At 74.9% G+C, this 14,075-nt stretch carries 10 protein-coding genes; 5 read left to right on the forward strand and 5 right to left on the reverse strand.

Annotated features, from left to right (window positions below; translation table 11 throughout):
* Positions 1-37: 37 nt before the first annotated feature.
* The 3 genes from AB0E83_RS02090 to speB form a co-directional block, all read right to left on the reverse strand.
* Entirely contained in the window at positions 38-3,790 is a 3,753-nt protein-coding gene (locus tag AB0E83_RS02090) for an ABC transporter ATP-binding protein (protein ID WP_362104486.1), read from the reverse strand.
* Positions 3,791-3,966: 176 nt separating this feature from the next.
* On the reverse strand, positions 3,967-5,649 hold the full coding sequence (locus tag AB0E83_RS02095) for a thiamine pyrophosphate-binding protein (RefSeq protein WP_362104488.1): 1,683 nt from the start codon (positions 5,647-5,649) through the stop codon (positions 3,967-3,969).
* A gap of 102 nt (positions 5,650-5,751) precedes the next feature.
* Positions 5,752-6,726: an agmatinase gene (gene speB / locus AB0E83_RS02100; RefSeq protein ID WP_030493955.1), complete on the reverse strand. Its 975-nt coding sequence runs from the start codon at positions 6,724-6,726 to the stop codon at positions 5,752-5,754.
* Positions 6,727-6,824: 98 nt separating this feature from the next.
* On the opposite strand from speB, the gene AB0E83_RS02105 reads away from it, so the two are divergent.
* Positions 6,825-8,276 carry a PucR family transcriptional regulator gene (locus AB0E83_RS02105; RefSeq protein WP_362104490.1) on the forward strand — a complete coding sequence of 484 codons (1,452 nt, stop codon included), beginning with the start codon at positions 6,825-6,827 and terminating at the stop codon, positions 8,274-8,276.
* Here the strand turns inward: AB0E83_RS02105 and AB0E83_RS02110 are convergent.
* Positions 8,270-8,878 (reverse strand): hypothetical protein, encoded by a 609-nt coding sequence (locus AB0E83_RS02110; protein WP_362104492.1) that lies wholly within the window; start codon positions 8,876-8,878, stop codon positions 8,270-8,272. The genes AB0E83_RS02105 and AB0E83_RS02110 overlap by 7 nt on opposite strands.
* Before the next feature lie 167 nt (positions 8,879-9,045).
* On the opposite strand from AB0E83_RS02110, the gene AB0E83_RS02115 reads away from it, so the two are divergent.
* From AB0E83_RS02115 to AB0E83_RS02130, 4 genes are all read left to right on the forward strand, one after another.
* Positions 9,046-10,218: a helix-turn-helix transcriptional regulator gene (locus AB0E83_RS02115; protein ID WP_362104494.1), complete on the forward strand. Its 1,173-nt coding sequence runs from the start codon at positions 9,046-9,048 to the stop codon at positions 10,216-10,218.
* Positions 10,219-10,289: 71 nt separating this feature from the next.
* Positions 10,290-11,447 carry an acyl-CoA dehydrogenase family protein gene (locus tag AB0E83_RS02120; RefSeq protein WP_362104495.1) on the forward strand — a complete coding sequence of 386 codons (1,158 nt, stop codon included), beginning with the start codon at positions 10,290-10,292 and terminating at the stop codon, positions 11,445-11,447.
* Positions 11,448-12,317: an acyl-CoA thioesterase II gene (locus AB0E83_RS02125; RefSeq protein WP_362104497.1), complete on the forward strand. Its 870-nt coding sequence runs from the start codon at positions 11,448-11,450 to the stop codon at positions 12,315-12,317.
* A gap of 24 nt (positions 12,318-12,341) precedes the next feature.
* Positions 12,342-13,274: a cation diffusion facilitator family transporter gene (locus AB0E83_RS02130; protein ID WP_362104499.1), complete on the forward strand. Its 933-nt coding sequence runs from the start codon at positions 12,342-12,344 to the stop codon at positions 13,272-13,274.
* On the opposite strand, the gene AB0E83_RS02135 is transcribed toward AB0E83_RS02130, so the two are convergent.
* Complete coding sequence (locus AB0E83_RS02135; RefSeq protein WP_362104501.1) at positions 13,271-14,053, reverse strand: phosphatase; 783 nt, start codon at positions 14,051-14,053, stop codon at positions 13,271-13,273. The two genes, AB0E83_RS02130 and AB0E83_RS02135, sit on opposite strands and share 4 nt — an antisense overlap.
* Between the last annotated feature and the right edge of the window lie 22 nt (positions 14,054-14,075).

The following is a 14,075-nucleotide window of genomic DNA, read 5'->3' on the forward strand; positions in this document are numbered from 1 at the left end:
GCCCCCGGGCATGAGCCCCCGTACTCAGATCGCGGCCTCAGATCGCGGCCGGTTCCTCCTCCTGCTCCGGCTCCGGGTCCGCCTCGCCGGTGAAGGTGCGCCAGAGGGCCGCGTACCGGCCGTCGCGGGCGAGGAGTTCGTCGTGGCTGCCGTCCTCGGCGACCCGGCCGTGGTCCATGACGACGACCCGGTCCGCGCGGGCCGCCGTGGTCAGGCGGTGGGCGACGATCAGGGTCGTGCGGCGGCCGGCGAGCCGCTCGGTGGCGGCGTTCACCTGGGCCTCGGTGGCCAGGTCCAGGGCGGCCGTGGCCTCGTCGAGGAGGAGGACGTCCGGGTCGACGAGCTCGGCGCGGGCCAGGGCGATCAGCTGGCGCTGGCCCGCCGACAGGTTCCGGCCGCGCTCGGCGACCTCGTGGAGGTAGCCGCCGTCCAGGGTGGCGATCATGTCGTGCGCGCCGGCCGCGCGGGCCGCCGCCTCCACCTCGGCGTCGGTGGCGCCGGGCCGCCCGTAGGCGATGGCGTCGCGGACCGTCCCGGCGAAGAGGTACGCCTCCTGCGGGACGACGCCGAGCCGGTGCCGGTACGAGGTGAGGTCCAGGTCCCGCAGGTCGGTGCCGTCCGCGGTGACCCGGCCCGAGGTCGGGTCGTAGAACCGGGCGACCAGCTTGACCAGGGTGGACTTGCCCGCGCCGGTCTCGCCGACGAAGGCGACGGTCTGCCCGGCGGGGATCCGCAGGTCGATCCCGCTGAGGGCGGCCTCCTCGGTGCCGTACGCGAAGGAGACGTCCTCGAAGGCGATCTCGCCGCGCAGCGACAGGACCTCGCGGGGCTCCGCCGCGGCGGCCGTCGACGTCGGCTCCCGGAGCAGCTCCTGCATCCGGCCGAGCGAGACGGCGGCCTGCTGGTAGCCGTCGAAGACCTGGGAGAGCTGCTGGACGGGGGCGAAGAAGAGGTCGATGTAGAGCAGGTAGGCGACGAGCGCGCCCGTGGTGAGCGTCCCGGCCTCGATCCGGTTCGCGCCGACGATCATGACGGCCGCGGCGGCGCCCGAGGACAGCAGGGTGACGAACGGGAAGTAGACCGAGATCAGCCACTGGCCGCGCACGCGCGCGTCCCGGTAGGCCCCGCCGCGCTCGGCGAACCGCGCGGCGCCCGACCGCTCCCGGCCGAAGGCCTGCACGATCCGCAGGCCGGCGACGGACTCCTGGAGGTCGGCGTTGACGACGCTGATCCGCTCGCGGGCCAGCTCGTACGCCTTCACGCTGGAGCGCCGGAACCAGTACGTGGCGAGGGCGAGGACCGGCAGGGTCGCGAAGACGACCAGGGCCAGCTGGAGGTCGAGGACCAGCAGCGCCACCATGATCCCGAAGAAGGTGACGACCGAGACGAAGGCGGTGACCAGGCCCGTCTGGAGGAAGGTCGACATGGCGTCGACGTCCGTCGTCATCCGGGTCATGATCCGGCCGGTGAGCTCGCGCTCGTAGTAGTCCAGGCCGAGCCGCTGGAGCTGGGCGAAGATCTTCAGGCGGAGCGCGTACAGGACCCGCTCGCCGGTGCGGCCGGTCATCCGGGTCTCGGCGGTCTGCGCCGCCCACTGCACGAGGACGGTGACCAGGGCGAGCGCGGAGGCGGCCCAGACGGCGCCGACGGCGAGCCGGTTGACGCCCTCGTCGATGCCGTGCCGGATGAGGACCGGGAGCAGCAGGCCGGCGCCGGCGTCGAGGGCGACCAGGCCGAGGCTGATGAGGAGCGGCGCGCCGAAGCCGCGCAGCAGCCGGCGGAGCCCGTAGCTCTCCTCGGGCTCCACCGCGCGGGCCTCGTCGACGTCCGGGGTGTCGGCGGCCGGCGGCAGGGCGGCGACGGCGGCGAGCAGTTCCGGGGTGGCTCCGGCGGCCTCGGCCGTGCGGTCGGCGGCCTCGTCGCGCACCCACAGGGCGGGGGTGATGCCGCGCTCGGCGTCGAACTCGGCGTCCAGCTCGGCCCGCAGCCCGGCGTCCTCGTCGGGGGCCCCGGCGGTCGTCGGGAGGTGGCCGGGCGAGACCCCGCCCAGCTCGTCGGGGTCGGTGAGGAGGCGCCGGTAGAGCGCGGAGCGCTCCTGGAGCTCCTCGTGGGTGCCGAGGTCGGCGAGCCGGCCGCCGTCGAGGACGGCGATCCGGTCGGCGAGGCCGAGGGTGGAGCGGCGGTGGGCGATGAGCAGGGTCGTGCGGCCCGCCATGACGGACCGCAGGGCCTCGTGGATCTCGTGCTCGACCTTGGCGTCCACGGCGGAGGTGGCGTCGTCGAGGACGAGGAGGCGGGGGTCGGTGAGGATCGCGCGGGCCAGCGCGATGCGCTGGCGCTGCCCGCCGGAGAGGGTGAGGCCGTGCTCGCCGACCTTGGTGGCGTAGCCGTCCGGCAGCTCGGCGATGAAGCGGTCGGCGCGGGCGGCCCGGGCGGCGGCCTCGACCTGCTCGTCGGTGGCGTCGGGGACCCCGTACGCGATGTTGGCGCGGACGGTGTCGGAGAAGAGGAAGGAGTCCTCGGGGACGAGGCCGATCGCGGCCCGCAGCGACTCCAGGGTCAGCTCGCGGACGTCGTGGCCGCCGACGAGGACGGCGCCGCGGGAGACGTCGTAGAAGCGGGGCAGGAGGAGGGAGACGGTGGACTTGCCGGAGCCGGAGGAGCCGACCAGGGCGACGGTCTCGCCGGCCCGCAGCTCCAGCGAGAACCCGTCGAGGACGGGCTGCCCGTCCCCGTAGCCGAAGCTCACGTCGTCGAACTCGACGGTGGCGGGGGCGTCGGCCGGCAGCTCCTTCGTCCCGTCCTCGATGGCCGGCTCGGTGTCGATGAGCTCGACGACCCGCTCCACGCCCGCGCGTGCCTGCTGGCCGACGGTGAGGACCATGGCGAGCATCCGGACCGGGCCGACGAGGGAGGCCAGGTAGGAGGAGAAGGCGACGAAGGTGCCGAGGGTGATCTGGCCCCTGTAGGCGAGCCAGCCGCCGAGCGCGAGGACGGCGACCTGGCCGAGGGCGGGCACGGCCTGGAGGGCGGGGGTGTAGAGGGAGTTCAGCCGGATCGTCCGCAGCCGCGCGGCGAACAGCTTCCGCCCGGCCTCCCGGATCTTCCCGGTCTCCTGCTCCTCCTGCCCGAAGCCCTTGACGACCCGGACGCCGGTGACGGCCCCGTCGACGACCCCGGCGACCCCGGCGGCCTCCTGCTGGGCGGCCCAGGTCGCCGGGTGGAGCCGGGTGCGGCTGCGCTTGGCGATCCACCACAGGGCGGGGGCGACGGCGAGGGCGACGAGCGTCAGCGGGATCGACAGCCAGGCCATGACGGCCAGCGAGATGACGAACAGCAGGATGTTGCCGATCGTCATCGGGAGCATGAAGAGCAGGCCCTGGATGAGCTGGAGGTCGCTGGTGGCCCGCCCGACGACCTGCCCGGTGGACAGCTCGTCCTGCCGCCGCCCGTCGAGCCGCAGGATCGTCCCGTACATGTCGTCCCGCAGGTCCCGCTGCACGTCGAGCGCGAGCCGCCCGCCGTAGTAGCGCCGGATGTACGTGAGCACGTACACGAGCACGGCGGCGCCGAGCAGCAGCCCGGTCCACACGGCGAGGGACCGCGTACCCGCCCCGATCACGTCGTCGATGATCACCTTGGTGATGAGCGGCACCAGCGCGAGCAGCGCCATGCCGGCGAGCGACGACCCCAGCGCGAGCACGACGTCCGCCTTGTACCGCCAGGCGTACGCCCACAGCCGCCGGGCCCACCCCTGTTCCCGCTCCGTCCCGCCCTGTTTCCGCCCCACCGCCACCACGTGACGCCTCCCGTCCGTCCTGGTCTACCGGAAGGCGACAACGTGCCCGACGTGCGATTTCATCCCGCCGCAACAAAGACCGGACGGAAGTCCTAGGACCGCCGTGGACCTCGAACGGCCCGGTCGGGCCGTTCGAGGGGAGGGCGGAAGGGTTTCCCCCGGGCCGGTCAGAGGTGGGTCGGTTCGAACATCTTCAGGAGGGCCGGGAGGACGACCACCGAGGGGCCGGGGGTGGCCAGGGCCTCGGAGAGGTCGGCCGTGAGGGTCTCGGGGGTGGTGCGGACGGCGGGGACGCCGAAGGACTCCGCCAGGGCGACGAAGTCGGGGCGGGCGAGCTCGGTGCCGGTGGCCTCGCCGAAGGCGTCGGTCATGTACGCGCGCAGGATGCCGTAGCCGCCGTCGTCGACGATCAGCCAGGTGACGTCGAGGCCGTACTGCTTCGCCGTCGCCAGCTCCGCGATCGAGTACATCGCGCCGCCGTCGCCGGAGACCGCGAGGACCGGGACCGTCGGGTCGGCGACGGCCGCGCCGAGGGCGGCGGGGAAGCCGTAGCCGAGGCCGCCGGCGCCCTGCGCGGAGTGCATCGTGTTGGGGTGGCGGGCGTCGAAGGCGGACCACGCCCAGTAGGCGAGGATCGTCATGTCCCAGAAGCTCGGCGCGCGGGACGGCAGCGCCTCGCGGACCGAGGCGACGACCTGCCGCTCCAGGGCGAGGTCCTGGGCGTCCAGGCGGGCCGCGATCTTGTCCAGGACCGCGCGGACCCGGGCCGGGGCGGTCTCGTCGGTCCGGGCCTCCACCGTCTCCAGGAGCGCCTGGAGGGCGAGGCGGGCGTCCGCGTGGATGCCGAGCGCCGGGTGGTTGGCCTCCAGCTTGCCGGCGTCCGCCTCGATCTGGATCACCCGGCCGCGCGGGGCGAAGGTGTGGTAGTTCGAGGACAGCTCGCCGAGGCCGGAGCCGACGACGAGGAGGACGTCGGCGTCCTCCAGGAAGTCGGTGGTGTGCCGGTCCTCCAGCCAGGACTGGAGGGAGAGCGGGTGCGTCCAGGGGAAGGCGCCCTTGCCGCCGAAGGTGGTGACGACGGGCGCGTCCAGCTTCTCGGCGAGCGCCCGGAGCTTGCCGGAGGCGTCGGAGCGGACGACGCCGCCGCCGGCGATGACCGCCGGGCGCTCGGCCGTCGACAGGAGGTGGGCGGCGAGGGCGGTCAGCTCGGGGCGCGGGACGACCTCCTCGGGGGTCGCGTCCATCGCCGTGACGACGGGCAGCGCCGTCTCCGCGGTGAGCACGTCCTGCGGGATCTCGACCCAGACCGGGCCGTGCGGGGCGGTGAGCGCCGACTCCCAGGCCGCGGCGATCGCGGACGGGATCTGGGAGGGCGTACGGGCGGTGTGGACGGACTTCACGACGTCCCGGAAGCTGGCCTGCTGGTCGCGCAGCTCGTGGAGGTAGCCGTGCCGGCCGCCGCCGAGCCCGGCGGCGGGGATCTGGCTGCCGAGGGCGAGGACCGGCGCGGAGGCCGCGGCGGCCTCCTGGAGCGCGGCGAGCGACATGAGGGCGCCGGGGCCGGTGGAGAGCAGCAGCGGGGCGGCCTCGCCGGTGATCCGGCCGTACGCGTCGGCGGCGAAGCCCGCGTTGTTCTCGGCGCGGAGGCCGACGTACCGCAGCGACGAGCGGCGCAGGGCGTCGAACATGCCCAGGGCGTGCTGGCCGGGGAGCCCGAAGACCGTCGTGGCGCCGAGGCCGGCGAGGGTCTCGATGACGAGGTCGCCGCCGGTCCGCCCCGGGGGCGGGTTGAGGGCCGCCTCGGTCTGGGCGGGCGTCGGGCGCAGGACCAGGTCGTGGTCGTGGGTCATGTCGGGGTCCCTGGGCGTCGGGGTCGGGTGCGGGCCGGCGGCCGGTGCCGCCCGCCCGCCCCGGGCGGGGCGGGCGGGCGGCGCCGGGGCCGCCGTCGGCCTCTACTGTGCCGTGCGGCTCGCCGCGATCTGGCGGGACATGATCGTCGTCAGCTCGTACGCCGTGTGGGAGGCGGCGACGGCGGTGATCTCGGCGTGGTCGTAGGCGGGGGCGACCTCGACGACGTCGGCGGAGACGAGGTTGCAGGAGGAGAGGCCGCGCAGGATCTCCAGGAGCTCGCGGGAGGTCATGCCGCCCGCCTCGGGGGTGCCGGTGCCGGGGGCGTGGGCCGGGTCGAGGCAGTCGATGTCGATGGAGATGTACAGCGGGCGGTCGCCGATGCGCTGGCGGAGCTGGTCGGCGACCTCGTCGGCGCCGCGGCGGTAGATGTCCGCGGAGGTGACGATGCCGAAGCCCATCTTCTCGTCGTCGGTGAGGTCCTGCTTGCCGTAGAGCGGGCCGCGGGTGCCGACGTGGGAGAGGGCCTCGGTGTCGAGGATGCCCTCCTCGACGGCGCGGCGGAACGGGGTGCCGTGGGTGTACTCGGCGCCGAAGTAGGTGTCCCAGGTGTCCAGGTGGGCGTCGAAGTGGAGCAGGGCGACGGGGCCGTGCTTCTTGGCGACCGAGCGGAGCAGCGGGAGGGCGATGGTGTGGTCGCCGCCGAGGGTCATCATGCGGGCGCCGGTGCCGAGGATCTCGTCGGCGGCGGCCTCGACGGTCTCGACGGCCTCGTTGATGTTGAACGGGTTGACGGCGATGTCACCGCCGTCGGCGACCTGCGCGAGGGCGAACGGGGAGGCGTCCTGCGCCGGGTTGTACGGGCGGAGCAGGCGGGAGGCCTCGCGGATGGCGTTGCCGCCGAAGCGGGCGCCGGGGCGGTAGGAGACGCCGGAGTCGAAGGGGACGCCGACCACGGCGATGTCGGCGGTGCCGACCTCGTCGAGCCGCGGCAGCCGCGCGAACGTCGCGGGACCGGCGTACCGCGGGACGCGGGACGAGTCGATCGGGCCGCGCGGGGTGTTCTGGTCGCTGCTCATGGTCGGTGCCTCCTGGGCTGTCGTCGGGGTGCGGCTCGACCGTAAGTCGCCCGAAAGCCACATTGAAGTGTACGTTTCCTCCACTGTCGGGCCGGAAGATGTACGAAGGGACCACAGGCGTGACGCGCTCCGATCCGGGCTCCACCCCTCCGGCGCCACCGGTGCCGCTGGCCGCACTGCTGGCCCGCCGGGAGCTGGGGCTGCGGCTGCTCACCGGGCCGGACGACGTGGCGCTGCACTGGGTGCACACCTCGGAGATGGCGGACCCGTACCCGTACCTGCTCGGCGGCGAGCTGCTGATGACGGCGGGCGTGCAGCTGACGGACCCGGCGCGGTTCGCGGAGCGGGTGGTGGAGGCGGGGGCGGCGGCGCTCGGCTTCGGGGTGACGCCGGTGTACGACACGGTGCCGGCGGAGCTGGTGGCGGCGTGCGCGCGGCTGGGGCTGCCGCTGGTCGAGGTGCCTCCCGGGACGCCGTTCACGGCGGTGGCGCGGGCGCTGTGGCGGCTGATGGCGGAGGCCCGGCTGCACGAGCTGCGCCGGGTGACGGAGGCCCAGCAGTCGCTGGCGGCGGCGGCCGCCCGTCCGGCGCCGGTCCCGGCGGTCCTCGGGGCGCTCGCCTCCCGGCTCGGCGGCCGGGCGGTCCTCTTCGGCGCGGACGGCACGGAGTCGGCGTCGGCGGGCCGCGAGATCCCGCCGGAGGCGGCCCGGGCGCTGGCGGAGCTGGCGGGTGTGGTGGGCCCCCGGCCGGGCGGCCCGGCGTCGGCGGGCGGCGAGGGCGGGGGGCTGCGGCTCGCGGCGTACGCGCTCGGCGGCGGCGACGGGCTCGCCCTCGGGGTGGCGACGGAGCGGCGCGGCCCCGGCGACCACACGGTCGCCGGGGTGGCGGTGGTGCTGCTCTCCCTGCTGACGGCCTCGCACCGGGCCGTCGACGTGGCGCTGCGGGACGGGGCCCTGACCCGGCTGCTGCTCGGCGCGTCCCCGGCGGAGGCGGCGGCCTCCCTCTCCCCCGGCCCGTGGACGGTGGTGCACGCCCGGGGCGGCGACGGCACGCCGTTCGCGGCGGCGACCCTGGCGGCGGCGCTGGGCACGGACCTGATGGACACGGCCGCGGCCCCGACGGTACGGCTCCTGGTGCCGCCGGGCGCGGCGGTCACCGCCCAGCCCGGCTGGACGCTCGGCGCGAGCGCCCCGGCCGGGCCCGACGGGCTCCCGGCGGCGGACGCCCAGGCCGCCCGCGCCCTGCGCCGGGCGGAGGCGACCCGGACCCCGCTGGCGCGGCACCGCGCGAACGGCCTCGCCGGGCTGGTGGACCCGGACGAGGCCGCCGCGCACGCGCGCGTGCTGCTCGCCCCGCTCAGCGAGCCGCAGGCGGAGACCCTGCGGACCTGGCTCTCCCTGCACGGCGGCTGGGACCGCACGGCCGCCGCGCTCGGCGTCCACCGCAACACGGTCCGGCAGCGGATCGCCCGCTGCGCGGCCCTCCTCGACCGCGACCTGGACGACCCGGACGTGCGGATGGAGCTGTGGTTCGCGCTGCGCGCTCAGTAGAGCTTGTTCACGGCCGTCTTCGTCGTGGTGCGGAAGGCGGTCAGCGGGGCGTCCTCGAAGTCGCCCATCTGGCCCCAGCGGACGAGGGTGACGGTGCGGCCGTCGCGGCCGACGGAGAACAGGTGGATGTCGGTGTTGCCGACCTGCGGGTCGGCGGTGTCCAGGCTGTAGACCCAGGCGCCCTCCTCGACGGCGAGCTTGCCGTGGTACGCGCTGACGGCCTCCAGGCCCGGGTTCTGCTGCTCCAGGCGGGTGCCGCAGCCGGCGATCGACTTGCGGAGGGTGTCGACCAGCTTCACCGCGTCGGCCTCGGTGCGGGCGACGGTGGTGACCTGCACGCCGTTGGTGTCGAGCTCGGTGCTGAACTCGCGGTAGCGGGTGTTCTGGGCCGGGATCTTGTACTCGGCGCACAGGACGCCGCCGTTCTCCGGGACGCCGCTGAAGACGGGCGTGGCGGTCCACGGCGTCGACGACGGCGGCATCTGGGAGGCGGCGAGGAAGGCGGGCTGGGCGGCGGCCTGCGCCGGGGCGGCGGCGAGGGCCGCGAGGCCCAGGGCGGCGGCGGTGGCGGTGGCGGCGAGCGCGGTACGGAACTCGGTCATGGTGGTTCGTTCCCCCGGTGGGTCGTTCGGTCAGGTGCTGCCACCAGCGTCGGGCCGCCGCCCGCCGGGGGCAACGGCGACGCGCCCGTCCGCCGTCCCGGAACCATCCCACCCCCGGTGACGTGGGAAGACGTACAGGGGTGGGATGCCGAGGACCGGGGGTCGGGATGGCGAGGGACGCGGACGTCGAGGAGTTCGCGGCGCGGGTGAGCGCGCTGAAGGCGCGGGACGGGCGGAGTTACGAGGCGCTCGGCCGGCGTCTGAACGTCAGCGCCTCCTCCCTGCACCGCTACTGCTCCGGGGCGACCGTCCCGGAGGACTTCGCCGTGGTCGACCGCCTGGCCCTGCTGTGCGGGGCCGGCGAGGAGGAGCGCCGCTCCCTGGAGGACGCCTGGACCCGCGCGGACCGGGCCCGCCGGCCCCCGGCCCCGGCCCCCGGGGCGGCGCCGGAGCCCGCGCCGGAGCCGGACGCCGCGCCCGCGCCGGAGCCGCAAGCCCCGCCCGTGCCGCAAGCCCCGCCCGTCCCCGCGCCCGCACCGGAGCCCGCGCCCGTGCCGCCGGCCGTCCCTCCGGGCCTCCCGTCCGGGCCGGGGCGCCGCCGGTGGGGGCGGGCGGGCCTGCTCGGCGGGGCGCTGGCGGTCGTCGGGGCGGTGACCCTCGGAGCCGTACTCCTCCCCCGGGAAGAGGCGGCGGCCCCGCCGCCCCCGCCGCTGACGTGGACCGTCGCCTCGCACGTCTGGCAGGGCGGGTGCGGGCACACCTACCTCGTGGGGCGGAGGCCCGCGCCCCCGCCGGCCCCGGCGGACGCGCGGGCGTGGGCGGAGCGGCACGGGGCCGTGCACGGCGGGGAGACGCTGGTGCGGGTCTCGGTGCAGGGGAAGGGGGCGTCGGCGGTGGTGCTCCAGGGGCTGCACGTGCGGGTGGTGGAGCGGGGGACGCCGCCGCCGTGGGCGGCGTACCGGATGGACGACGGGTGCGGCGGGGCGGTGACGCCGCGCCGGTTCGCCGTGGACCTGGACCGGCCGCGTCCGGTGGCCCGTCCGGAGGCCGGGTACGACGCCTCCGGGGAGGGCCGGACGCTCCCCGCGCCCGCCTTCCCGTACGCGGTCACCGCCGCCGGTCCGGAGGAGCTGCTCGTGTCGGCGCGGACGGCGGGCTGCGACTGCCGCTGGTACCTGGAGCTGGAGTGGAGCGCGGAGGGCCGGCGGGGGACGGAGGTGATCGGGGACGAGGACGGGGAACCCTTTCGGACGAGCGGGACGGAGGGGCGTCCGGTCTACGGGTACGACTCCGTGGGACGGGCCTGGATCACAGGGCCGGAGTCTGGACAGGGCGGGTGACCGCTGGGTAACTTCGACCCGACAGGCTGAGCAAGCGCTTAGACAACTGGCAGCGACGAAGGAGGCGGCTCGTGCGCCGTACCGTATTCAACGAGGACCACGAGGCGTTCCGGGAGACCATCCGGGCCTTCATCGAGGCCGAGGTCGTGCCCGTCTACGACGAGTGGTTCGCGGCCGGCCAGGCGCCCCGCGACTTCTACTACAAGCTCGGCGAGCTGGGCATCTTCGGCATCAACGTGCCGGAGGAGTTCGGCGGCGCCGGTCTCGACACCCACAAGTTCGAGGCCGTCCTGTACGAGGAGACCTCCCGCGCCGGCGTGCAGTTCGGCGGTTCCGGCGTGCACGTGCTGCTCGCCCTGCCGTACATCAAGATGCTCGCCACCGACGACCAGAAGAAGCGCTACCTGCCGAAGTTCGTCTCCGGCGAGGAGATGTGGGCGCTCGCCATGACCGAGCCGGGCACCGGCTCCGACGTCGCGGGCATGAAGACCACCGCCAAGCTCTCCGAGGACGGCACCCACTACGTCCTCAACGGCGCCAAGACCTTCATCACCGGCGGCGTCCACGCCGACCGCGTCATCGTCTGCGCCCGCACCTCGGCCCCGTCCGAGGACGACCGCCGCTTCGGCATCTCCCTCTTCGCCGTCGACACCAAGTCCGAGGGCTACTCCATCGGCCGCAAGCTCGACAAGCTCGGCCTGAAGACCTCCGACACCGCCGAGCTCGCCTTCGTCGACGTCAAGGTCCCCGTCGAGGACCTGCTCGGCGAGGAGGGCAAGGGCTTCTACTACCTCGGCCACAACCTCGCCTCCGAGCGCTGGGGCATCGCCTTCGGCGCCTACGCGCAGGCCAAGGCCGCCGTCCGCTTCGCCAAGGAGTACGTGCAGGAGCGCACCGTCTTCGGCAAGCCGGTCGCGCACTTCCAGAACACCAAGTTCGAGCTGGCCGCCTGCCAGGCCGAGGTGGACGCCGCCGAGGCCGTCGCCGACCGCGCCCTGGAGGCCCTGGACGCCGGCGAGCTGACCCCGGCCGAGGCCGCCTCCGCCAAGCTCTTCTGCACCGAGGTCGCGCACCGCGTCATCGACCGCTGCCTCCAGCTGCACGGCGGCTACGGCTACATGAACGAGTACCCGATCGCCCGCCTGTACGCCGACAACCGCGTCAACCGCATCTACGGCGGCACCAGCGAGATCATGAAGTCGATCATCGCGAAGAGCATGGGCCTGTAAGTGCCCGAAGCACCCTCCGCACTGGATGACCTGCTCGGCCTGCTCGACCTGGAGCGGATCGAGCGGGACATCTTCCGGGGCGAGTCCCGGTCCGCGATCGTCCCCCGCGTCTTCGGCGGCCAGGTGGCCGCCCAGGCGCTGGTGGCGGCGGGCCGGACCGTCCCCCCGGACCGCCTCGCCCACTCCCTGCACGCCTACTTCCTGGTGCCGGGCGACCCGGGCGCGCCGATCGTCTACGAGGTCGACCGGATCCGGGACGGGCGGTCCTTCACCACCCGCCGGGTCGTCGCGATCCAGCACGGACAGCCGATCTTCCACCTCTCCGCCTCCTTCCAGGCGTACGAGGACGGGCTCGACCACCAGGCGGAGATGCCGGCCGCGCCCGACCCGGAGACGCTGCCGACCGCCGAGGAGACGCTCCCCCGGCACCTGCCGGAGGGCGTCGCCCGGCGGCTGGTCGAGGCCCGCGCCGCCGTCGACCTGCGGTACGCGGAGACCCCTCCGTGGGGCTCGGTCGGGGAGCCGCGCGAGCCGCGCTCGCAGGTGTGGTTCCGCACCAACGGCAAGCTCGCGGACGACCCCCTGCTGCACGTCGTGCTCGCCACGTACGTCTCCGACATGACGCTGCTCGACTCGGTGCTGCTCGCCCACGGGCGCGGCGGCTGGGCCGTGGGGGACGTGGTCGGCGCCTCGCTCGACCACGCGATGTGGTTCCACCGGCCCTTCCGGGCCGACGAGTGGCTCCTCTACGACCAGGAGTCGCCGTCCTCCTCCGCCGGACGCGGCCTCGGCCAGGCCCGGATCTGGACCCGGGACGGACGGCTCGCGATCTCCGTCATCCAGGAGGGTGTCGTTCGCGTCCCGCGCTGACGACCGGACATACCGTCCGATGTCATGGCAGAGGCACGGACGGACAACGGTGAGAGCACCTTCACGGTGATCGTGGCGGCGGGCGCGAACCTCGGGATCGCGGTCGCCAAGGCCGTCGCCGGCGTCGTCAGCGGATCGAGCGCGATGCTGTCGGAGGCCGCCCACTCGGTCGCCGACACCGTCACCGAGGTCATGCTGCTCACCGCGCTCAAGCGGAGCGAGAAGCCGGCCGACGAGGACCATCCCGTCGGCCACGCGGGCGAGCGGTACGTGTGGGCGATGCTCGCGGCCGTCGCCACCTTCGTCGGCGGCGCCGTCTTCGCGATCTACGACGGCGTCCACACCCTCGTCCACGGCGAGGAGCTCGGCGACCCCCTCGTCTCCTACGTCGTCCTCGGCGTCTCCTTCGTCCTGGAGGCCTTCTCCCTGCGGACCGGCGTCAAGCAGGTGCGGGCGGAGGCGGAGCGGATGAGGGCGCCCTTCGCGCGCTACCTGCGGCTCACCCCCGACACCACCGTCAAGGCGGTCGTCCTGGAGGACTCGGCCGCCCTCGCCGGCCTGATGCTCGCCGCCGGCGGCCTGCTCGGCGGCCAGATCACCGGCTCCGGCGTCTGGGACGGCGTCGCCTCCCTCCTCATCGGCTGCCTGCTCGTGTACGTCGCCTGGGTCCTGGGCCGCTCCAACGCCGAGCTGCTCATCGGCCGCCCGCTGCCGCGCGCGATGCGGGCGGAGGTGCGGGAGGAACTCCTCGCCGTCCCGCACGTGGTGGGCGTCCTGGACCTGATCACCCTGATCCAGGGCCCCGGCGAGGTGATGGTCGCCGCGAAGGTCGACTTCCGGGACGTGGTGACGGCCGCCGAGGTGGAGCGGGCCTGCGAGCGGGCGGAGGCGCGGCTGCGGGCCCGCTTCCCCTCGGTGCGCCGGGTCTACCTGGACCCGACGCCGGGACCGTCCTAGGGGAGGAGCCCGGCGGCGTTCAGCAGGTAGGCCGTCAGCGGCTCGTAGAAGCGCGGGTCGACGACGTGGTCGTCGAGCGGGACGGTCACCTTCATCGTCCCCTCGGCCTCGGCGAGGAAGAGCGCCGGGTCGTTGCAGTCCGCGTAGCCGACGGAGTCGATCCCGCGCTGGGCGGCGCGGCCGGCCCAGCCGTGGTCGGCGACGACGAGGTCGGGCGCGGGCTCTCCGAGCACCTGGAGCCCGTCGAGGATCGCGTTCATCGGCTCCGGCGAGTGGGTGTGCCAGAGGCTGGCGCCGCGCTCGAAGACGGCGACGTCCGCGAACTGCACGACGTACCCCTCGTCGGCGATCAGCCCGCCCGGGATCCGCACGATGTCGCAGCCCTGGGCGCGCAGCGCGGCGGCGACCCGGCTGTGCGCGTCGATCAGCGCGCCGGGGTGCCCGGTCGCGAACAGCACCCGCTCCCGCCCGGCGGCGGCCTGCTTCAGCCGGACGGCCATCCGGTCCAGGGCGTCGACGGTCAGCTCGGGGTCGATGGTGTCCTGGCCGGCGCGGTGGGCGGGGTCGTCGACGACGCCGCAGCGCTCCGCCATCACGGCCAGCACGTCCTGCTCGTCCGTCCACCGGTCGCCGAGCTCCAGACCGAGCCAGTAGTGCCGGTCGCCGTTGGCGAGCTTCCGGTAGTGGTCCAGGTTGTTCTCGCGGGGCGTGGCCACGTCCCCCGCGATGCGGCTGCGGAGGAGGTGGTCGACGAGGGCGTCACGGCTGAGTATCGGCATGGGGCTCATTCTGCCGGGCGCC

It is taken from the genome of Streptomyces sp. NPDC035033, from assembly GCF_040636735.1.
In the GTDB taxonomy this organism is placed as follows: domain Bacteria; phylum Actinomycetota; class Actinomycetes; order Streptomycetales; family Streptomycetaceae; genus Streptomyces.